Annotated in this window: 20 protein-coding genes; 4 read left to right on the top strand and 16 right to left on the bottom strand. The window is 43.5% G+C overall.

Annotated elements, in window-relative coordinates; genetic code table 11:
- Positions 1 to 79: 79 nt before the first annotated feature.
- From bslm_RS14295 to sppA, 8 genes are all read right to left on the bottom strand, one after another.
- Positions 80 to 1267, bottom strand: coding sequence for an acetate kinase (locus bslm_RS14295; RefSeq protein WP_003223511.1), 1188 nt, complete (start codon positions 1265 to 1267; stop codon positions 80 to 82).
- 172 nt (positions 1268 to 1439) lie between these two features.
- The gene (locus bslm_RS20990) at positions 1440 to 1643 is read right to left on the bottom strand and encodes a hypothetical protein (RefSeq protein ID WP_128484059.1); all 204 of its coding nucleotides are present in this window, start codon (positions 1641 to 1643) and stop codon (positions 1440 to 1442) included.
- Positions 1615 to 2604: a class I SAM-dependent methyltransferase gene (locus tag bslm_RS14300; RefSeq protein WP_003229346.1), complete on the bottom strand. Its 990-nt coding sequence runs from the start codon at positions 2602 to 2604 to the stop codon at positions 1615 to 1617. The genes bslm_RS20990 and bslm_RS14300 overlap by 29 nt, the downstream gene beginning before the upstream one ends.
- Before the next feature lie 60 nt (positions 2605 to 2664).
- Entirely contained in the window at positions 2665 to 3168 is a 504-nt protein-coding gene (tpx, locus tag bslm_RS14305; RefSeq protein ID WP_003223506.1) for a thiol peroxidase, read from the bottom strand.
- Positions 3169 to 3277: 109 nt separating this feature from the next.
- Entirely contained in the window at positions 3278 to 3733 is a 456-nt protein-coding gene (gene ytfJ, locus bslm_RS14310; protein WP_004398631.1) for a GerW family sporulation protein, read from the bottom strand.
- Positions 3734 to 3746: 13 nt separating this feature from the next.
- Entirely contained in the window at positions 3747 to 4427 is a 681-nt protein-coding gene (locus tag bslm_RS14315; RefSeq protein WP_004399127.1) for a DUF2953 domain-containing protein, read from the bottom strand.
- 74 nt (positions 4428 to 4501) lie between these two features.
- Positions 4502 to 4996, bottom strand: a complete 495-nt coding sequence (locus bslm_RS14320; protein ID WP_003229340.1) for an RDD family protein — start codon at positions 4994 to 4996, stop codon at positions 4502 to 4504.
- 12 nt (positions 4997 to 5008) lie between these two features.
- A complete protein-coding gene (gene sppA, locus bslm_RS14325; RefSeq protein ID WP_046381263.1) occupies positions 5009 to 6016 on the bottom strand; it encodes a signal peptide peptidase SppA in 1008 nt (335 codons plus the stop codon).
- A gap of 185 nt (positions 6017 to 6201) precedes the next feature.
- Between sppA and bslm_RS14330 the strand changes: the two genes are divergently transcribed.
- Complete coding sequence (locus tag bslm_RS14330; RefSeq protein ID WP_004399091.1) at positions 6202 to 7005, top strand: NAD kinase; 804 nt, start codon at positions 6202 to 6204, stop codon at positions 7003 to 7005.
- A gap of 31 nt (positions 7006 to 7036) precedes the next feature.
- Here the strand turns inward: bslm_RS14330 and bslm_RS14335 are convergent, their stop codons facing one another.
- The 5 genes from bslm_RS14335 to bslm_RS14355 all read right to left on the bottom strand — a co-directional run bounded on the left by bslm_RS14335 (position 7037) and on the right by bslm_RS14355 (position 13071).
- Positions 7037 to 8626, bottom strand: coding sequence for an amidohydrolase (locus bslm_RS14335; RefSeq protein WP_003229333.1), 1590 nt, complete (start codon positions 8624 to 8626; stop codon positions 7037 to 7039).
- Between the two features lie 19 nt (positions 8627 to 8645).
- Positions 8646 to 10235 (bottom strand): acyl-CoA synthetase MbcS, encoded by a 1590-nt coding sequence (gene mbcS, locus bslm_RS14340; RefSeq protein WP_003229331.1) that lies wholly within the window; start codon positions 10233 to 10235, stop codon positions 8646 to 8648.
- 178 nt (positions 10236 to 10413) lie between these two features.
- Positions 10414 to 10623, bottom strand: a complete 210-nt coding sequence (gene sspA / locus bslm_RS14345; RefSeq protein ID WP_003223491.1) for an alpha type acid-soluble spore protein SspA — start codon at positions 10621 to 10623, stop codon at positions 10414 to 10416.
- A gap of 93 nt (positions 10624 to 10716) precedes the next feature.
- Complete coding sequence (gene thiI / locus bslm_RS14350) at positions 10717 to 11922, bottom strand: tRNA uracil 4-sulfurtransferase ThiI (protein ID WP_046381264.1); 1206 nt, start codon at positions 11920 to 11922, stop codon at positions 10717 to 10719.
- A gap of 3 nt (positions 11923 to 11925) precedes the next feature.
- Positions 11926 to 13071 carry a cysteine desulfurase family protein gene (locus tag bslm_RS14355; RefSeq protein ID WP_004398687.1) on the bottom strand — a complete coding sequence of 382 codons (1146 nt, stop codon included), beginning with the start codon at positions 13069 to 13071 and terminating at the stop codon, positions 11926 to 11928.
- A 194-nt stretch (positions 13072 to 13265) separates the two neighbouring features.
- On the opposite strand from bslm_RS14355, the gene brnQ reads away from it, so the two are divergent.
- Positions 13266 to 14603 (top strand): branched-chain amino acid transport system II carrier protein, encoded by a 1338-nt coding sequence (brnQ, locus tag bslm_RS14360; protein ID WP_003229322.1) that lies wholly within the window; start codon positions 13266 to 13268, stop codon positions 14601 to 14603.
- Between the two features lie 94 nt (positions 14604 to 14697).
- On the opposite strand, the gene ezrA is transcribed toward brnQ, so the two are convergent.
- A complete protein-coding gene (ezrA, locus tag bslm_RS14365) occupies positions 14698 to 16386 on the bottom strand; it encodes a septation ring formation regulator EzrA (RefSeq protein WP_003229320.1) in 1689 nt (562 codons plus the stop codon).
- A 196-nt stretch (positions 16387 to 16582) separates the two neighbouring features.
- On the opposite strand from ezrA, the gene hisJ reads away from it, so the two are divergent.
- Positions 16583 to 17389, top strand: a complete 807-nt coding sequence (gene hisJ / locus bslm_RS14370) for a histidinol-phosphatase HisJ (protein WP_003229318.1) — start codon at positions 16583 to 16585, stop codon at positions 17387 to 17389.
- On the opposite strand, the gene refZ is transcribed toward hisJ, so the two are convergent.
- Positions 17386 to 18009, bottom strand: a complete 624-nt coding sequence (refZ, locus tag bslm_RS14375; RefSeq protein WP_003229313.1) for a transcriptional regulator RefZ — start codon at positions 18007 to 18009, stop codon at positions 17386 to 17388. The genes hisJ and refZ overlap by 4 nt on opposite strands.
- Before the next feature lie 126 nt (positions 18010 to 18135).
- Here refZ and bslm_RS14380 point away from each other — a divergent pair, with 126 nt between their 5' ends.
- Entirely contained in the window at positions 18136 to 18627 is a 492-nt protein-coding gene (locus tag bslm_RS14380) for a GAF domain-containing protein (protein ID WP_003229311.1), read from the top strand.
- 37 nt (positions 18628 to 18664) lie between these two features.
- On the opposite strand, the gene bslm_RS14385 is transcribed toward bslm_RS14380, so the two are convergent.
- A complete protein-coding gene (locus tag bslm_RS14385) occupies positions 18665 to 20404 on the bottom strand; it encodes a diguanylate cyclase domain-containing protein (RefSeq protein WP_003229309.1) in 1740 nt (579 codons plus the stop codon).
- Positions 20405 to 20560: the final 156 nt, after the last annotated feature.

The raw sequence follows: 20560 nt of genomic DNA on the forward strand, positions 1-20560 counted from the left end.
CACCTCTTTTATGTTTTCTGTCTGTCACTATCATGCATCAACAAAAAAGCACATTCAAGAGAATGTGCTTTCATGCGATTTATTTTGCTAAACGAACAACGTCGCGCGCAATCATGACTTCTTCATCAGTCGGGATGATCATGACTTTTACTGGAGAATGCGGATAGCTGATGAAAGCTTCCTCGCCGCGCACGTTATTAAGCGCAGGGTCCCAGTATACGCCCATGAATTCTAAACCGCGAAGAACGCGTTCTCTGACTTCCACACTGTTTTCACCGATACCGGCAGTAAAGATGATCGCATCTACACCGCTCATTCTTGCAGCGTAAGAACCGATGTATTTGTGGATTCTGCTTGCGAATACTTCAAGAGCCGTTTCCGCGCGCTCATTTCCTTCTTTCGTAGCTTCAACGATGTCACGAAGATCGCTTGAGAAACCGGAAATGCCGAGCAGTCCGCTTTTTTTGTTTAATGTATTCAGTACTTCGTCAGCCGTTTGGCCTGTTTTCTCCATGATGTATGGGATCAGGGCAGGGTCGATGTTTCCAGAGCGTGTGCCCATTGCTACACCGGCAAGCGGCGTAAAGCCCATGGATGTGTCAATAGATTTTCCGCCTTCAACAGCGGCAATACTTGCTCCGTTTCCAAGGTGGCAGGAAATCAGGCGCAAGTCTTTTAACGGACGGCCGAGAAGCTCTGCCGCACGCTCAGTTACATATTTATGTGAAGTGCCGTGGAAGCCGTATTTACGGATGCCGAATTTTTCATAGTATTCATACGGCAAGCTGTAAAGGTAAGACTGCTCAGGCATTGTTTGGTGGAATGCTGTATCAAATACAGCTACCGCAGGAACATTTGGAAGCACTTCTTTGAACGCTTTAATTCCAACGATATTTGCCGGATTGTGAAGCGGTGCCAATTCAGAAATATCTTCGATTTCCTTAATGGTTTCATCCGTTAATAAAACAGAATCGCTGAATTTTTCTCCGCCGTGAACGACACGATGGCCAATTCCGTCAATTTCATTCAAGTCTTTAATAATGCCGAATTCCGTTAACTTATTCAGCAGCATTTTAACAGCTACCGCATGATCTGGAATATCAGTTACTTCTGTATTTTTTTCGCCGTTCACAGAAATTGTGAATACGCTGTCGGCGATACCGATTCGTTCAACTAAACCCTTCGTTAAAACGGTTTCTGAAGGCATTTCGAAAAGCTGAAATTTCAAAGACGAGCTTCCTGCGTTAATTGCAATAATTTTGGACATGATTGACGCTCCTTTATACTCTGTATCAACAACTTCGTTTTTCGTACTTTTTTCCCGGTGAATATCAACATCTTCTCCGAAAAATATCTGACTTTTCCATTTAAACATTGTCATGTCGGCTTTTCAAGTCAACTTGCGTATTGATAACGCTTACAATAAGAAGTCGTTATTTTCAGACACATTCACTATAGGTTTTGTATTGATGAACGCTTACAATTTGCGGTTTTTCCCTCTGTATTTTGTGTTTCAAAGCTGGATTCAATTCGTCAAGTCCGGTCTTCAAAAGCATAAATAAAAGCAGCTTAGGCATCGACCTCATACGGCTGCCTAAGCTGCTTTTAAAACACTTACTTTTCTTTTTTAAACCATTCATCAAATTGAGCCATCATATCAAGCATCGCCTTTTGATTGGAGAAAGACGGAAGATTCGCAAGCAGAATTTGCCCCGGCGCTTTCGTATTCTCTCCTTGTTTCTGAAGCACAAGGATGCTTTTGGCATGAGCTTCGTCTTTAAAAATAGATTTTGGCAGCTGCAACAGTGCGTTGATATGAACCTTATCTTTGAAAAACTGTTTCAGCTTGCCGCTTTGGGAGCTCTCAAACAAATGATTCGGAATCATAAAAAATAAGTAGCCGCCCGGTTTGGTATGCTTGACGCTCTGTTCAATAAACAGATGATGAGCGAAGGAATGGCCTTCGTCAGCTTTGAGCTCAAACGCTTCTGCTCCTTCGTCATTCGGATAATAGCCGACTGGCAGATCACAAATGACCGTGTCAACTGGATCGATAAACAACGGCTCAAGGCTGTCCTGGTGGAAAAGCTCAAGCTCTTTTTTCAGAAGGTTCGCTTGGGCATAGGCGATCTTCAAGAGCACATCATCAATTTCAATGCCAAAGCTGTTTGCCGTTTTTTCAGACAGCTGGTTCAGCACGGTAAACAGAAGGTTCCCAGTTCCCAGGGCTGGATCAAGAATGGTCAGTTCCTTTTTGTCCGCCATAAATTTATTCACCAAATAGCTGATGAAAAGCCCGATCGTATCCGGCGTCATTTGTCTGTTTGGATGCGAGATATCTTTCATTCCTTTAAGGACGGCAAGCTGAAAAGCCTTGCGTACCCACTCATGCTCATACGTGCCGAATTCCGCTTTTTCAAGCAGAGCCTGAAGTTGTTTGGTTTTCTGATCAGCAGGCAGTTTCAGCTGATCCGTTTTTTCAAGAAAATACATTTCTCCTGCTTCGGCCAGCGCCTCTATATATGAAATCTGCAATTCATTCTTTATCATAATCGCGGCTTCGTTTAACAGCTCATACACCGCACCTACATGGTCTTTTTGCATATTGTGTTCCTCCTTGCCATGAAAAAAGCTCCGGCGGCAGCCTGGAGCTTTTTTCCCTGCTTACTTTACTAATGCCTTAGCAGCCTCAATTGGCTTTTCATAGTTCGGGTGGTTTGTTGCTTCGCTTACATATTCAGCGTAAACGACTTTTCCGTTCTCATCAAGGACAAATACGGAACGCGCAAGCAGACGAAGTTCTTTAATATACACACCGAACGCTTCGCCAAATGACATATCTCTGTGGTCAGACAGTGTTTCCACTTTGTCAATTCCGTTAGCGCCGCACCAGCGCGCTTGCGCGAATGGAAGGTCTGCACTGATTGTGTAGACGTTGACATCTCCAAGCTTTGCAGCTTCTTCGTTAAAACGGCGTGTTTGTGCATCACAAACACCTGTATCAATTGAAGGGATAACAGAAATAATCGTTACCTTTCCTTTCATGTCAGCTAACGATTTTTCTTCAAGGCTGTTAGTCAGCACTGTGAAATCAGGAGCTTGATCTCCTACCTTCACTTCTTGTCCGACAAGTGTAACCGGACCGCCTTTGAATGTAATTTCAGCCATTATAATTCCTCCCTTTTGTATGTATGTCTCTATCATAGTAAAGTTTCCTGCAAACTGCAAAGTTTATGCCAAAAAAAAGTTAACTGCGGCCAGCGCAGTTAACCTTTTTTTAATAATTCATATTGTTCATTTGGTTTTGATTTTGGCCTTGGCTTTGGTTTTTGTTATTTTTCTTGAACATTTGCTGGATGCGCTCGAGTGTTTGAGGGGCTGCGTCTAAAATTTTCTCTATTAAATGGGTATTTTCATCTAAATGAAGCATTCTGATGCCTGTCGATCCGACAATTAAAAACGCGATCGGCGTAATGGACACACCGCCCCCGCTTCCGCCTCCGAAAGGAAGTTTCTGTTCTCTTGTCTCATCGTCTTCCGATTTCTTTTCGGCCGGCTTTCCGCCAAACTCGCTTCCGCCTGCGGCGAATCCGAATCCAACTTTAGAAACAGTTAAAATCACACTTCCATCAGGCGTTTCCACTGGATCTCCGATGATGGTGTTAACATCAATCATTTCCTTCAAGTTTTCCATTGCGGTTTTCATTAAACCTTGGATGGGATGGTCTGCCATATACGCTTCCTCCTTAAACTGATGAATCATTCTTTGAAGTCATTCTAGCCGACGGATTCTTCTTTAATACGGATAGCTCCCGTCCGTATTTGACGAATTTGAAAGCTGCAAGCATAGCATGTCCAAAGCGAAAAAAGAATATACACTGAAAATGGGTCTTGGAAACAGGGACTTGAAACGACGGGATCACCTCATAGACAGGTTTATTCACAAAGTCCAGGTGGTCGTAGAGCATTGCTGCGATACCGCCCTTCACGCCCCATACAGCACCGGTTAACACACCTGTCACTGCCGCGTCCTGAATTCCGATTACTGTAACCCATTCTAGTTTTGTGATATGTAAATGCGCGAGAAAAGACGCGCTGATTTTCCGCAGTCTGGTGACCTGATGCAAAAGCATTTCGATTTTATTAATGCTTTGCTGCACATCGTTTTGTGTAATTTTTTTCTTTCCGCTGCTTTTTTTCATTTTGGATTCAGTTTTTTGTTTGATATCCACTGTTCCGTCTTCTTTGTTCACCTTAATCGCCGGGATTGTTTTTTTGATCCTTATAAGGCCAAACAGCGCCGTAATCTTCAAGGTCAATTTGTCATTATCATCGGCATGAAGATACTCCAGCGCGACATGGATTTTCATTCTGAGAAGCAGTACGATCCCTATGAGAATAAGAATGGCTGTCAGTACATACACCATATTCTTCACTTCCTCTAGGAGCATTATCGCCAATTCCTAAAAAAATAAACCCGGACGGAAGTCCGGGTTATCGGTTATTTGCGGTATAATTTTTCATGCACCACGGTGGTATCCGCGATGTAATCATGAATCCCTTGTTTTGTAGGTGAAAAGGCAACAACGATATATAAAATCCAAATCTTATCAATATACCGTCCAACCACTTCACGAAAAATCACTGTACTCCATGTCAGCTTGCTATCTTGCTTCACAGAAACCACTTTGAGGCCGAACACCATTTTACCAAGCGTCTGCCTGAAGTATTTTGTCATGAGTGCGAAATAGGCAAGATACACAATAAGCGTTGTCACACTGTAGGCCGAGAAGGTAAACATGCCGGATGTTTTCGGCAGATCCAATACGGTAAAGAGGGGAGAAACGAGCAAATGGTTTAATCCCCATATCACGAGCCAATCAAGCAGGAAAGCCCAGAAACGAACCCAAAAGCCAGCATAGGCATGTGTCAGCAGCTCCGCTTCTTGCGGGCCTTTGATGTCATTGCGCTCTAACTCTTCATATGTCGCGTCCATTATTGTTCCCTCCTACTTCGCATAGAGATACATCATTCTCGGCGAACCGGATTGCGATAGAATTTCTCTCATATTCAAAAAATCAATTTCACTTTTAAACATTTTGTTCGCGCCCATGGAAAACAGTGAGCCTAATCCGAAGCTTTCCTCATAAGAAATGACAGAGACGTTTTTCAAATCCTTGTGATCCTTTTTCATGGCCGTAATGGTATCGTCATAAAAACCAAGCTCATCAACGAGGTTCAGTTTTTTCGCCTGCCGTCCGTCATACACGCGGCCGTCCGCAATTTTCTTTACCTCTGCTTTCGGCATGCCGCGCCCTTTTGAAATGACATCAACAAAGCCTTCATACGAATTATCAACCATCGATTGCATGATGTTTTTTTCTTCTTTCGTCATCTCACGGGAAGGAGACATAATGTCCTTATGGGCCCCGCTCTTAATCGTTTCAAAAGAAATGCCAAGCTTGTCGGCAAGCTTTGAATAATTGACGCTTTCCATAATGACGCCGAGTGACCCGGTCAGGGTTTCCGGTGTCGCAAAAATCTTATCAGCCGCTGTTGAGATGTAATAGCCTCCTGATGCTGCCATCGAACCCATTGACACGTAAATCGGTTTTTTCGTTTCTTTCTTGATTTCTTCCAGTTTCTTATGTATTTCAGCACTTTCATACACTCCGCCACCCGGAGAATTCACCTTCAGAACGATACCTTTGACCGTCTTGTCATCTTTTGCGCGCTCAAGGTTTTTTAAGAACGTTCTGTGGTTATATCCGTCTGCACCAAGCAGACTGCTTGAGTCCCCATTATCCTGAATGGTGCCGCTGACCTCTAATACGGCAATTTTACTTGAGGGACTGCCGTTTTCCAGCGTCTTCTCCTGCGATTCATCCGTCAGTGATGTGAGATCCGTTTGAGCGCCTTTGACGCTTTCAAAGAAACTCATAGAGATGCTGACGATAATAGACACGCCGAAAATCCCCAGAGCAATCACTAATGCAATCCATCTTTTTGCATTCATTTTTTCTCCTCCTTTTTCCTAAACTCTCTCATTATACGATTCAATATGAAAAATGTTTCACTTCATGAGAAAGCTCCGGCTTAACGGGCTGCCGGCAAACGTGGTACACTTATGGCCAAAGGTATTTTATCACAAATACTGGATGGCAGAAAAACTTAAATATGACAGCAAAGGGGAAATGGGATATGACCGATCAACGCCGTAATGTTTATTTTTTTCACAAACAGGATCAGGAAACGAACGAACAAGCCCGCTCGTTAACACAATTAGCGGAAGAGCATGGATTTACCGTTGTGAACCAGCACTCAGACGCCAATATTATCGCTAGCATTGGCGGGGACGGCACATTTTTGCAGGCAGTCAGAAAGACGAATTTTCGTGACGACTGCTTGTACGTCGGCATTACCAAAAAGGGGAAAGCTCATTTATATTGCGACTTTCATAGTGATGAGCGAGAAAAAATGGTCGATGCAATGACGTTTGAACAAATTGAAGTGAGAAAATACCCGCTGATTGAAGTGACAGTGGATCAAGCCAGTCCTTTTCACTGCTTAAACGAGGTATCCATCCGCTCAAGCATCATCAAAACCTTTGTGATGGACGTGCTGATTGACGATCTGCACTTTGAAACGTTTAGAGGTGACGGAATGATTATCTCAACGCCTACAGGGAGCACCGCCTATAACAAGTCTGTTGCAGGAGCTGTTGTTGATCCATTGCTTCCATGCATGCAGGTATCAGAGCTTGCATCCCTTAACAATAATACCTACCGGACACTCGGCTCGCCATTTGTCCTCAGCTCTGACCGAAAGCTGACCCTTCGTGTGGTGCAGGACGGCAACGAACACCCAATCATCGGCTTGGACAATGAAGCACTCAGCACGAGAAATGTGAAAACGATCGAAATCAAACTGTCTAATAAGAAAATCAAAACAGTCAAACTAAAGGACAATTCATTTTGGGAAAAAGTGAAGCGTACTTTTTTATAGAAAATAAAAGGACAGGCTGCTGCCTGTCCTTTTATGATTTCTCATATACAATCTGGCCGTTAATCACGGTTTTTTTAATCTCTAAAAGATGAAGCTGTGCGGGGTCAATGGCAAACGGATCACCACTGAGAACTGTAAAATCCGCGTCATAGCCTTCCGCAATTTTTCCGCGTGACTTCTCTTTATAAATGATACCGGCGCTACCTTCTGTATAAAGCTTTATCGCTTCATATACAGGTAAACATTCACTTTCATTATAGCTTGGCCCGTTTTGCTCATGACTGCTTTTCCGGAGGACCGCGGACTGGATCCCTAGAAGCGGGTCAACAGGCTCAATCGGGGCGTCTGAACCGCCCGCGCATAAAATGCCTTTAGATATGAGGGTTTTCCAGGCAAATGCAGTCTTCATCCGGTCTTTTCCGAGACGGTCAATGACCCACGGAAAGTCGCTTGCAACGAAGTGCGGCTGAAGGTCAAGTGCGATCGGCATGCGTGCTGCTCTCTCGATTAATTCGTTATCAAGCACTTGAGCATGAATAAGCCGATCATGCCGGCCGTTTTTGGGCGGATGCTTTTCTATTGCGTTCAGCACTTTTTCAAAAGCAAGATCGCCGATTGCATGAACAGCAACCTCCATCCCTTTTTCTCTCGCTTTGCGAATGAGCCGGCCAAGGGTTTCGTCATCGTGAACCTGAACACCATTTGTTGATGGATCATCCTGATATGGTTCTTTCAATAAAGCCGTTCTCCCGCCAAGCGCCCCGTCCGCAAAGATTTTCATAGCACCGAACTCCACATACGGGCCGGACAGCTTCTCCAGCTGCTCCCATCGATCGACAGCTTCATGATGAACGAGCAAATGGCAGCGAAACGGATACTTTCCGCCAGCGGCAGCTTTCTCATAAGCTTTCATCGGCACCGAAACATCACCATAATAGGACAAGTCTTCCGAATGACCGCCCGTCAGGCCTTTTGTCCAGCAATCCTTTATTGCAGCCGTTAATGCCTCATCAACATAGTGCTGGGAGACTGGCGGGACAGCCTTCAGAATCAAATCCTGCGCCTTATCAAACAGGAGTCCGGTCGGCTCGCCATTTGCATCTTTTACGATGACTCCGCCGTCAGGATCAGGAGTATTTCTTGAAATTCCCGCTGCTTGAAGAGCCGCAGAATTGACAGCTATTGCATGCCGGCATATACGCTTGAGCAAGACGGGCCTGTCAGGAAACAGGCGATCAAGATCATGCTTAGTCAAGTAGTCAGGTGTCTCAAACTGATTTTCATTCCAGCCTTCTCCAATGAGCCAATCGTTTTTAGGAAGCTGCCGCTCTCTTTCCTTCGCAGCCTGTAAAATTGAATCTTTCGACGTCAGTGCGGACAGATCGAGCTGAAGCTGTTTCTCACCGTGGCCGATCAAATGTAGATGGCTGTCAACAAAACCGGGGAACATCACTGCTCCGTTCAGGCTGATTTCTTCTGTTTCCGGCGACCCGTACTTTTCCTTCAAACGTTCATAGCTGCCGGTGCCTTTTATAACACCATCCTCAACATAAACTGCCTCAGTCCGATCGCCTTCTTCGAGCATCGTATAAATGAAACCGCCGTGCCATATCGCCTTCATTCACGTTCACTCTCTTTCTTTACGCCTTTTTATTGGCTTTGAGCTGTTCTTCACGTTTTCTTAATTCCACTCGTCTGATTTTTGCAGAAGCCGTTTTCGGCAGGCTTTCCACAAATTCAATTTCTCTAGGATATTTGTATGGAGCGGTAATCGTCTTCACATGGTTTTGCAGCATTTTGACAAGCTCATCACTGCGTTTTTCATGATTTTGCAGGACAACATATGCCTTTACGATGGAGCCTCTGATTTCATCAGGGCTTGCGACAACAGCACATTCTTTTACTTCTGGGTGCTTAACAAGCGCGTCTTCCACCTCGAAAGGCCCGATCGTATAGCCGGAGCTGATAATAATATCGTCATTTCGGCTTTCAAACCAGAAGTAACCTTCCTCATCTTTTCTTGCTCTGTCTCCCGTTAGGAAATAATCGCCGCGAATTTGTGTTTTCATTCTTTCCGGATCTTTAAAATACTCTTTAAAGAGCGCAGGCGTACTGAGGTGAACAGCGATATCGCCAACCTCACCAGGTTTGCAGATTTCACCGTCTTCATTTATGATCTCCACCTGATTTCCCGGTGTCGGTTTTCCCATGCTTCCCGGTTTAATAGGCGTATCTTTCAAAACACCAACCAAAAGCGTGCTTTCTGTTTGGCCATATCCGTCCCGTACCTTAATGCCAAAGTGCTTTTGGAAAACATCAATGACTTCACGGTTGAGCGGCTCACCTGCGGAAACAGCGCTGTGCAGGGCAGAAAGATCAAAGCGTTTCAAGCCTTCAACCTTCGCCATTAAGCGGTATTCTGTCGGAGTGCAGCAGAAAACATTGATTTTGTAGCGATTTAAAAGCTCTAGATATTTTTCTGCTTTGAATCTGCCGTGGTACACAAAACCGGTTGCTCCGCTGCCAAGCACCGCTAAAAACGGACTCCATACCCACTTTTGCCAGCCAGGGGCAGCAGTTGCCCAGACGATATCCTTTTCAGAAATGTCAAGCCAAGCGCCGGCAGAAGTTTTTAAATGAGCAAATGCCCATCCATGTGTATGTACAACACCTTTCGGCTGACCTGTTGTCCCGGATGTATAAGATAAGAAAGCCATATCATCTCTTGTTGTGTCAGCTGTTTTAAATTGGCTTCCGTCCGCTTCAATTGATAAGAGGTTTTTCCAGCCGGCATCATTTTCACCAATAGACAGTGTAATCAGTTTGTCAGCCGTACTGACATCCCGGAAAGCGCCAATAAATTCGGAGTAGACGATAGCGCCTTTTACCTCTGCATGTTCAATCCGGTATTCAAGATCTTTCGCGCGAAGCATTTCGGAGCACGGAATGACAACCATTCCTGATTTCAGGATAGCCAAATAAACAGCATAGGCTTCAAGCACCCGCGGAACCATTACAATCAGCTTGTCTCCCTTTTTAAATCCAAGATCAGCTAAGGCCGCTCCGATTTTATTTGTTTCTTCCATCAGCTTTTCATACGACCAAGATTCTTGCTTGCCCGACTCGTCCTCCCAAAGAAGAGCGGTTTTTTGTCCAGCAGCACTGAACTTTTCCATTTCATTCACTAAATTATATTGCACAGGGGCAATTAAATCTTCACGTTTTAACACGAACAACTCCTCACTTTCTCCACCCATTATACATAAATACAGGCTCTTTCCGTAAGGATATGCCTAAAAGCAACCTCTGTAAACATAGATTTTATAGGCCGCTGGTCCTTTTTTATATGTAAAAAATGAAAAAGAGTGGGGATACCCCCACTCCTAAGCCATTATGTGAAATTGTAAATTAGAATTGTCCTCCGCCCATGTTTTGTTGAGCAAAAGATACAAGACGTTTTGTGATCTCTCCTCCAACAGAACCGTTAGCGCGAGAAGTTGTGTCTGCTCCAAGGTTTACACCGAATTCAGAAGCGATTTCTAATTTCATTTGGTCGATCGCTTGAGCAGCTCCTGGTACTAAAAGGTTGTTGCTGTTACCTGAGTTATTGTTAGCCATGTGTCTCACCTCCTTGTGAGTATAGAATGTGTCAAAACACATGGCTTCATTCAGAAAAACTTTGGTAATTGTATACAGGAGCTGAAAATTGATTTAAAAGAGTTCAGCGAATTTATCGTTAGCTTCTTGTTCGCTATAAAGGGTCATTGTCTCAATGTTATCTACCGCTTCTTGAATATACGGCTCGAAATCAACAAAGCTTTCAAAGTGTTCAATTTTCTCTTTTTTAGGGCGTGTTTTCGGGCTTGGCGGTGTAAAGATCGTGCAGCAGTCTTCAAACGGCTGAATACTTGTCTCATATGTGCCAATTTCCCGTGATTTTTCGATGATTTCTGTTTTGTCCATGGCGATTAGCGGACGCAAAATCGGTGTTGACGTCACCGCATTAATTGCATACATGCTTTCAAGCGTTTGGCTCGCTACCTGACCGAGGCTTTCTCCCGTAATAATGGCAAGCCCGTTTCTCTTTTCTCTGATTCTGTCGGCTATCTGAAGCATGAGGCGGCGGGTTGCCGTCATTGTGTAATTTTCAGGAATTTGTTTTTGGATGAGCTCTTGCGTTTTTGTAAATGGAACAATATGAAGTGTCATGCTTCCCCCAAAACGGGACAGACATTTCGCCAGATCCATTACCTTTTGCTTTGCGCGCTCGCTTGTGTATGGCGGGCTGAAGAAATGAACAGCTTCTACCGACAATCCCCGTTTCATCGCATAAAAACCGGCCACAGGGCTGTCAAAACCGCCAGAAAGCATCAGCATCGCTTTTCCTGCTGAACCAACTGGCAGCCCGCCTGCACCTTTTTCATCACGAATTGTCAAAAATGTTGCTTCTTCCCTGATTTCGATTCTGAGCGGGATGTCTGGGTTGCGAACATCGACCGTCAATCCTTCTGTATTTCGCAAAATATGGCCGCCGATTTCAGCGTTCATCTGGTTTGTATCTAATTCAAATTGCTTATACGCTCTCTTTGTCGCGACTTTAAACGTATCACCTGGTTTATACTGATCTTTGATAGCCTTTAGTGCGGTTGCCTTAATATCATCAAGGCGGCTGTCACACTTAATTGCCAGGCTGAAGCTTTGAATCCCAAACACTTGCTTTAAATGAGGAAAAAGAGCCTTAGGATCCTCTCCATTTAATGTAATCGTCATACGATCCCTGTTGGAAAAGTATTTTAAATTCGGATAGTCTTTCAAAACGAGTCTGATGTTTTGTTTTAAGCGCTCAATAAAGCTTTTTCTGTTTTTGCCTTTGGTCGAAATTTCCCCAAAACGAATTAATATATGATCGTAATTCATGTTCTACCTCATCATTTCCCTTAATTTTTTGATGCCAGGACGAAGCGCGTTCATAAACGGTTCTGCCACATCGCTTGTCTGGCTGTAATTTAAACTGATTCTGATGCTGCTTCCGGCAATCTGCTCTCCTTTGCCCATCTCTAAGAGAACCTTGCTGGGCTTATGTTCTTTTGCCGAGCAAGCCGATGTTGTGGAGACGAATATATCCTGTTCCTCAAGCATGTGTAAAAGCACTTCCGCTTTAATCCCCGGTACAGAGAAATTAATAATGTGCGGCGCGCTATTCATTTGAGGCGTGTTGATAACGACGCCCTCAATTTCACTCAGCCTATTCATAAACAATTCCTTTACGGCAGTCATCGTGTCAAGCCGTGTGTCAAAATCAGCAGAGGCCAGATTAATGGCCTTGGCAAGCGAAACCGCACCAGCAGTATGTTCTGTTCCGGCCCGTATGCCTTTTTGCTGAGAGCCTCCCGTTATGAGCGGAATAAGGCGTGTTCCTTCTTTTACAATAAGTGCGCCTGTCCCCTTTAGGCCGTGAAATTTATGCCCCGAAATTGAACATAGATCAATGCCGGCCTTTTCAATTGCCAAGGGCACTTTATAGATGCCCTGCACATAATCGACGTGAAACAAAATGTTCGAATGCTCTTTCAGCACTTCTCCTGCCGCTTCAATCGGCTGCACGGAACCGACTTCATTGTTCACATGCATCATGCTGACAAGCACGGTATCGGGACGGATGGCTGCTTTTAGATCTTCAATAGAAACAAATCCGTCTTCATTCACAGAAAGATAAGTGATATCAAACCCGAACAACTCTTTCAGCTGTTCTAACGATTCCGTAACGGATGGATGTTCAATAGAAGTGGCAATGATATGTTTGCCTGTTTTTATCTTTGACAAAGCCGCTCCTTTTAAAGCCGCATTATTGGCTTCTGTGGCGCCTGACGTAAATACAATATCATATTTTTTTAGGCCTAAGGACCTTTTGATTTGATTTTTGGCTGCTTGAAGCAGCTGTTCCGTTTCGGCTCCATATCGGTGCAAAGATGAAGGATTGCCAAAGTATCGGCTGCTCGTCTGTTCATATACGTTCAAGACTTCATCGTAAGGCTTCGTCGTTGAACTATTATCTAAATATATCATCTTTTTTACTCCTTTATGAAAGCGGTACAAGGTATGATATTTATGTTACCATAACAAAATTTAATAGAAAATTACGAAAAACTAGTATTGACTTCTAATTTTTTTACCATATAATAAGATTTGTTCGTTTCGTCATATTATCTGACAATTAATTGACAGAATATTTTAACATAATTATTAGGAGGATTTTTTTCATGAAACACTCACTGCCTGTCAAAGATACCATTATTATTGGTTTCATGCTATTTGCGTTATTCTTTGGAGCAGGAAATATGATTTATCCGCCGGAACTTGGACAAGCAGCCGGACACAACGTCTGGAAGGCCATCGGCGGATTTTTACTGACAGGGGTAGGCCTGCCGCTTCTCGGCATTATCGCCATCGCATTAACCGGTAAGGACGCTAAAGGCCTTGCTGACAAAGCGCACCCTGTTTTCGGCACAATCTTTACTGTCGTGCTTTATTTATCAATCGGACCATTATTCGCCATCCCGAGAACAGGAACTGTTTCATATGAAATTGGCGCTGTTCCGTTTTTGACTGGTGTACCAGAAAGACTTTCTTTATTAATATTTACACTTATCTTTTTCGGCGTTACGTACTATTTAGCGTTAAACCCATCTAAGGTTGTGGATCGAGTCGGAAAAATTCTGACTCCCATCAAATTCACAATTATTTTAATCATTGTTCTCAAAGCCATCTTCACGCCGATGGGCGGATTGGGCGCCGTGACAGAAGCATATAAAGGAACACCGGTTTTTAAAGGATTTTTAGAAGGCTATAAAACAATGGACGCACTTGCTTCAATTGTATTTGGCGTTGTCGTTGTAAATGCTGTAAAAAGCAAAGGCGTTACACAGTCTAAAGCTCTTGCTGCAGCCTGCATTAAAGCAGGTGTGATTGCCGCTTTAGGCCTGACTTTCATTTATGTATCCCTTGCTTATTTAGGTGCAACAAGCACAAATGCCATTGGTCCTGTTGGTGAAGGAGCTAAAATTTTATCTGCGTCTTCCCATTATTTATTCGGTTCATTGGGCAACATCGTACTCGGAGCAGCGATTACAGTCGCATGTTTAACAACAAGCATCGGCCTTGTCACATCTTGCGGCCAATATTTTTCAAAACTTATTCCGGCATTATCATATAAAATTGTCGTTACGATTGTCACGTTATTCAGCTTGATCATTGCGAATTTCGGACTCGCGCAAATTATCGCGTTTTCTGTTCCTATTTTATCAGCTATCTATCCGCTTGCCATTGTCATTATCGTTCTTTCCTTCATCGATAAGATCTTTAAAGAAAGACGCGAAGTGTACATCGCATGCTTGATCGGTACAGGACTTTTCAGTATTTTAGACGGTATCAAAGCAGCCGGTTTTTCACTTGGATCTTTAGATGTGTTTCTAAATGCGAATCTTCCTCTTTACAGCCTCGGCATCGGCTGGGTGCTTCCAGGAATCGTCGGAGCGGTTATCGGCTATGTGCTGACCTTATTCATCGGACCATCCAAACAGCTTAATGAAATAAGTTAATGTCACAGAACGCCTGCGTTATTGCGCAGGCGTTTTGTAATAAAAAAAGAGCCTGCTCATTACACTGCGGGCTCTTTTTCATGGTCGTGATTATCTAAGCGGATATGTCAGCTTTGATTTTTTCAACTGCACCTGGCGCAGCCTTTTCTACAGCGGCAGCGGCAATTTCATAAGAGTCGTCATAATCAAAAGCATAAAAACGTCTTTCCGCTTCTTTCAGCTGTTCAGATAAAATATGATTCTGGCTTCTGAACCGGTTTCCGAACTGAATGATTTTTTCAATGAGGATGACCTGCTCGACAAGTTCCTCTGATTCCCGGCTTGCCCTGTTGACGATATCTTCTGCTTGTTTCAAATGGGCTCCGGCTTCTTCCATATTTAATGGAAGTTCGTTTAGTTGATTGACCGTTTCTTGAATATGATGATGCGCGTTCTCCAGCATCTCTTGAATATGGCTCGGAATGCCTGGAATGTTGCTAGTCTTCAGCAGTCTTGCTGTCTCAGAAATTGTTTTTTTCAAATTGCTGAGCGTCTCCCTCGCCTGAAGCTCTTCTTTTCTCAGCGCTTGCAGATTTTCACGATACTCGGCATGCTCTTTTTTCACTTCTTCAATTTGCTTCTCTATTGAAGCAACTTCTTCTACTAAAAGTGAGTAGGCGACATGCTCTGCATCAAGCTTATCTTTAACGGATGATAGCAGCTTTCCAATTTCATCAAGGCGCTTTTCAAAAGCCTGCTGTTTGCCGAGCTCACCGGCTGTCAGCCTGTAGCTTTCCTTCACCAGCTCAGTTTCCGCTTTCGTATGCTCTTTCTCTTCTTTAAGCTTGTCGTAAGCAATAATCAATTCAGGCATTTTGCTTAGTACGGATTGACCGGCTTCAACTTCGCCCTCCAGCTGCTGATAAACAGATTGAATATTTTCGTCAATGAGCTGCAGGATTGCGGACGCTTCATCAATATCCAGTTCAGTCATCAGGACATGTTCCGCTCGTTTCAGCTGGTTTGACAGATTTTCTAATTCCTTATCAAGCTGGATATGCTCAAGCTTGTACCCTTTTTCTTTCATTTCGCCATAGCCATCCTTGAGCTTTGCAATCTGTCCGGGCACCGTCTGTTTACAGTCAGCTAACAGCTTCGGCACATCATCTATGTATGACTGAAGCCGTTCAAGATTGCGGTCCTGCTCAAGCAGTACTTTTCGTGCAGTAATATAGTTTCCGCCTTCTGTTTCTTCTTCAAATTGTTTGATGCCGCTCCAAATTTCGTCCAGATCCTTTTCAAGGCTGTCATAAAGCTCCCCGTAAAGGTGGCTGTAAGCCAGCAGGTTTTTTCGAGATTTCGAATAGCGCTCCCTCACCTGTTCAATCTCTTCACGGCTCTTTTCCTCACTTGTGACAAGATCGCTGATTTCCCGAAGAATCTTTTCAATGCTTGATTCAGCCGCTGTCAGCAGGTCGTCGATATGAACGAGCACTTGATTGGCCTTTTTAAACCGGTATTTGTCTGCATTTTCCTCGGCATCATAAAGGAGCTCTTCAACTTTCGGCATGTGGGCTGTGACAATCTCATCCCATTCTTCACGCCACTTCTCAAAGAACTCTTCTGTCTGACCCGTCATTTTTAAATGTTTTATTTTAGACATTTCTTCCACGATCGACCGATTCAGAATTTCAATCTTCCACGATTCCAGCCGGTCGATTTCGGCGTAGATTTTTTTCCTGAAAAAGTAGCCTGCCGCAAACAGCGCAAGCAGTACAATTAATAATCCAATGACAAACTCCATAATGAGCCCCCTTGCTGTTTACCTTAATCTGTCAGGGTGTTTTATTTATTCAGAAAGATTTCAGGATATGTATTGAGAAAAACTGTCGTTTTCATTGTTATTATGATACCATGTAACAAACATTTTTTGACCAGAAATCAAAAACTTTTTGTGCAAAATCGGCAGGATTTGACTATTTTTTCATGGGGTGACATCAATGCAAAAGCGAGACGGACATATTCACACACCATTTTGCCCTCACGGCTCCAATGACACACTCAGACAATATGCAGAAGAAGCCTTAAAAAAAGGGTTCGAATCGATTACTTTTACCGAACACGCCCCATTGCCGCCATCTTTTACCGATCCCACGCCGCTGAAAGACAGCGCGATGGCGCAAGCTTCTTTGGAACGCTATATTCATGAAATTTCCGGATTAAAAAAAGAATATCGCGGACAGCTTAGCATACGGACAGGGCTTGAAGTCGATTATATCGCTGAATTTGAAGACGAAATTACATTATTCCTAGACACATACGGGCCATATTTAGATGACAGCATCTTATCCGTTCATTTTTTGCGCACAGACTCTTCCTATCTATGCCTTGATTATGACGAGCATACCTTCAAAGAGCTGATTTCAGCCTGCGGAAGCATTGAAGCGGTATATGAACAATATTACCGGAGTATCTATTCTTCCATTGTAGCATCTCTCGGCGTTTATAAGCCAAAAAGAGTCGGTCACATCACACTCGTCCAAAAATTCATCAAGCTGTTTCCATACAGCATGTCAGAGCATATTCGCGGCCTCGTTTCTCTGTGCCTGAATGCCATTGAAGAAAACGGAATGGAGCTCGACTTCAATACTTCCGGCTTAAGAAAAACTTACGCTGGCGGTATTTATATCGAGGATTGGATGCTGAATGAAGCGAAGCAAAAGAAGATCCCGCTTGTGTTTGGGTCTGATGCCCATCAAGCGGGAGATGTCGGATATGCGTATGAGGCGTTTTTGGAACGGTGCTAGTTGGTGAGCGCCACGTCTCCTGTCCGGAAGACGCTTCTGATCCAAATCTTGATTTCTTCAAAATACATTTTATAAAAATACGGCTCGTGCGGCTGCATGTAGAGTACTTCTGAAATATATTGAGGCTGGAGATAGGGCATCATCAAGAGAGATTTTAATTGGAGAATAAAATGAGGCAGCGGCAGCGTTAAATATTCACGCTGTTTTTCTCCTTCCTCAATGATCAGCTGGAAGATATACTTTTCCTTCATTAGATATGTCGACATAATTTCCCTGATTAATGTGGAGTCAATTGTGACTTCCCGGTAGACAAAACGAGTTAATTGACGATGATTATGCTGATAGGATAAAATATCGAAAACCAATTGAAGAAGCTGTTCCTGCGTGCTTTGAGTAGAGATATTGCTTGCCGCTGTTTCAAGCGTTTTGCTGTAGCCTTCGTAAAACTCTGAAACTAAGTGTTCCATCAAGCCTCCTTTGCCTTTAAAATAGTAGGAGATGTGCGCAACATTTACATCAGCTGACTTTGCGATTTCACGGACAGACGTGCCAGAAAATCCTTTTTGGTTAAAAAGCATGACAGCAGATTCAATAATTTTGTCTTTGGTGCTTACTTTCATACGGCTCACTCCTTCCTCTTGATACTATTCAAGCAGAAAGCCGCTGTTCCTGTAAGAACTTATCGACAAATGCCGGCAGAAAAGCCGGAACTTTGTTTTATATTATAGAAAAAGTGAGGGTTTTCCATGTTCCATGTCGAAAAACAATCTGGAGATAAAGAAAAAGACTATCAGCTTCTGCTAAAACAGCTCGAAGCCATGACCGAAGACGAAACAGACCAAATAGCTAACTATGCAAATGCCTCAGCACTGCTGTATCATTCGCTGCCTGAAGTCAACTGGGCGGGTTTCTATTTTGCCAAAGAAGAGGATGGACAGCTTGTGTTAGGTCCGTTCCAAGGCCTGCCGGCATGTGTTCGGATTCCTTTCGGCAGAGGGGTTTGCGGCACAGCGTACGCAAACGGAAAAGTGGAACGTATTGAGGATGTAAACGCGTTTCCGGGACATATCGCCTGCGATGCAGCGTCTCAATCAGAAATTGTGCTTCCGATTCGTGTAGACGGAAAAATTGTCGGCGTCTTGGACATCGACAGCCCAGTGAAAAACCGTTTCGACGAAATTGATGAAAAATACTTAACTCAATTTGCCGAAACGCTAGAAAAAGCGTTAGCGCAGTAATATAAAAGCCCAAAACTGATATCGTTTTGGGCTTTTTTTATTTTATTGAGTCATGAATCATCAAGCGGTTTTTCCCGCTCCGTTTCGCGCTGTAGAGCGCTTCATCTGCCTCATGCACAAGCTCTTTCAGCGACTTTTTTGTTTCTGTCGTCCAGCAGGAGATACCGCAGGAAATGGTTACCTCGGGTTTCGTATTTTTTCTGACCGCGTAAACCAGTCGCTCGGTAATCCGTTTCCCCACTGCAACCGGCACATTTGGCAAATAAATCGCCAGCTCCTCTCCTCCCCAGCGGGCACCGACATCATGCTTTCGGATGTTGCTTTTAATCACTGAAGCGACTTGAATTAAAATCTCGTCCCCAGTCTGATGGCCGTACGTATCATTTACATTTTTAAAATTATCAATATCAACAAGAATAAAAACACCCTTTTGATGGATTTTCATGCTGTATTGAATTTTTTCATCTAAATACGCTCGTGAATACAGTTCAGTCAGCTGATCTGTTTTCACGAGATGCTCAAGGCGGTCGCGAAGCATTGAATTGGTTACAGCCAGTGTCGCGTGATGAATCAGCGCCTGAAACAGCTTGTACATTTCAAATGTAAAAGCGTACAGCTCCTGTTTCAATAAAACCGCAAAGCCTAAAAGCCGGTCGTTTTGAATCATCGGAGCAGCCATCAGCGAGCCGTACCCCGCCTTCCCAAAAACAGACTGGCCATTCCCGATGAAAACCCCTTTTTCACCTTCATACAGCTTTTCTTTCAGCTCATTATAAAAATCTGACGGCTTCGCTTCTTTAAAAAATGCTGTGCTGCCTGGGAGCAATGTTAGGTTTTCAAAATGGTCTATATGAAAAAATCCCACTTCTTCTGCCTGAAACGATTCTGCCATTCTCACAGCCAGATCATTCATTGTATCAGTCAATGTCAGCCGCTGATTCAGGCGTCGTGATGTTTCATTAATCAATTCCAAATTTGCGATGCTTGCTTTGGATTGTTCGTAGAGCTGGGCATTTTCAAACGCTTTTCCCGCGGCGTTTGCTAACAGCGACATTTCATCAAGGCAGGCATCAGTAAGAAAGCTGTCACCCGTTCCTTCAGCCTTCAACACCCCGTATGTGCCCTGCTGTCCTTTGATCGGAATATAGGCGACAGATTCATTTTTCCGCAAAATGTCTCCGGACAAATACACTTTGAGCGCAAAGGAATCGGATTTTTCCCCTTCCATATACAGCTCTTTTGCAGGAATCCCTAAACATTGGTCTTGATCGTGCGATATAAATAAAGAAAACTCAAAAAGAGAAAATGTGCTTGTCAAGCTTTCTAAAAGCTGCTTCAGCACATCTGTCTGATCAAGCAGTGAATGGAACAGCTCTGTCATTTTGTATATCTTTTTTTGGTAGATCGTTTTGTTATAGAGTCTTTCCTGTTTCATCGACTGGTTTAAAAATGAAGCAACCACGTCCGGAAGCCCTTCAGGAATCTCTTCATCCTGCCTGCACGCAAGATGGAAACGCCTGCCGGAGCCGTCCTCAATCAGATAACATGAAGCGTTTATTTTTGAAGCGGAAAAACGCGCTTCACCATCTGCCAGTTTTGTCACAAAGTCTGATGGTGACGGTGTAAGCGAAACACAAAGGGTTGAAAAATAGGTTTGAATAGCCGAAGTCAGCCATATGAAAGAGTCGGTGAATGTGACTTTTTCAGATTTGGTTAATAAAAAATCGAGCATATGATAATGAAAGGCGGATAATTGATCTTTAGTTTGTTCTACCATGTTTTTATCACCTAAAAGTTTACCACTAATTTTTGTTTATTATATCATAAACGGTGAAGCAATAATGGAGGAATGGTTGACTTCAAAACAAATAAATTATATAATGACCTTTGTGTGAAATATTGCAGCCTTTTTGTTCAGCTTCTATGTTTTCAT

This window comes from Bacillus sp. LM 4-2, assembly GCF_000978495.1.
GTDB classification, from domain to species: Bacteria; Bacillota; Bacilli; order Bacillales; family Bacillaceae; genus Bacillus; species Bacillus subtilis.

Excerpts from the sequence above, each read along its gene's own strand:
- bslm_RS14295 (WP_003223511.1), bottom strand. The coding sequence starts at position 1,267 with ATGTCCAAAATTATTGCAATTAACGCAGGAAGCTCGTCTTTGAAATTT.
- bslm_RS14300 (WP_003229346.1), bottom strand. The coding sequence starts at position 2,604 with ATGCAAAAAGACCATGTAGGTGCGGTGTATGAGCTGTTAAACGAAGCC.
- tpx (WP_003223506.1), bottom strand. The coding sequence starts at position 3,168 with ATGGCTGAAATTACATTCAAAGGCGGTCCGGTTACACTTGTCGGACAA.
- ytfJ (WP_004398631.1), bottom strand. The coding sequence starts at position 3,733 with ATGGCAGACCATCCCATCCAAGGTTTAATGAAAACCGCAATGGAAAAC.
- bslm_RS14315 (WP_004399127.1), bottom strand. The coding sequence starts at position 4,427 with ATGGTGTATGTACTGACAGCCATTCTTATTCTCATAGGGATCGTACTG.
- bslm_RS14320 (WP_003229340.1), bottom strand. The coding sequence starts at position 4,996 with ATGGACGCGACATATGAAGAGTTAGAGCGCAATGACATCAAAGGCCCG.
- sppA (WP_046381263.1), bottom strand. The coding sequence starts at position 6,016 with ATGAATGCAAAAAGATGGATTGCATTAGTGATTGCTCTGGGGATTTTC.
- bslm_RS14330 (WP_004399091.1), top strand. The coding sequence starts at position 6,202 with ATGACCGATCAACGCCGTAATGTTTATTTTTTTCACAAACAGGATCAG.
- bslm_RS14335 (WP_003229333.1), bottom strand. The coding sequence starts at position 8,626 with ATGAAGGCGATATGGCACGGCGGTTTCATTTATACGATGCTCGAAGAA.
- sspA (WP_003223491.1), bottom strand. The coding sequence starts at position 10,623 with ATGGCTAACAATAACTCAGGTAACAGCAACAACCTTTTAGTACCAGGA.
- thiI (WP_046381264.1), bottom strand. The coding sequence starts at position 11,922 with ATGAATTACGATCATATATTAATTCGTTTTGGGGAAATTTCGACCAAA.
- bslm_RS14355 (WP_004398687.1), bottom strand. The coding sequence starts at position 13,071 with ATGATATATTTAGATAATAGTTCAACGACGAAGCCTTACGATGAAGTC.
- brnQ (WP_003229322.1), top strand. The coding sequence starts at position 13,266 with ATGAAACACTCACTGCCTGTCAAAGATACCATTATTATTGGTTTCATG.
- ezrA (WP_003229320.1), bottom strand. The coding sequence starts at position 16,386 with ATGGAGTTTGTCATTGGATTATTAATTGTACTGCTTGCGCTGTTTGCG.
- hisJ (WP_003229318.1), top strand. The coding sequence starts at position 16,583 with ATGCAAAAGCGAGACGGACATATTCACACACCATTTTGCCCTCACGGC.
- refZ (WP_003229313.1), bottom strand. The coding sequence starts at position 18,009 with ATGAAAGTAAGCACCAAAGACAAAATTATTGAATCTGCTGTCATGCTT.
- bslm_RS14380 (WP_003229311.1), top strand. The coding sequence starts at position 18,136 with ATGTTCCATGTCGAAAAACAATCTGGAGATAAAGAAAAAGACTATCAG.
- bslm_RS14385 (WP_003229309.1), bottom strand. The coding sequence starts at position 20,404 with ATGGTAGAACAAACTAAAGATCAATTATCCGCCTTTCATTATCATATG.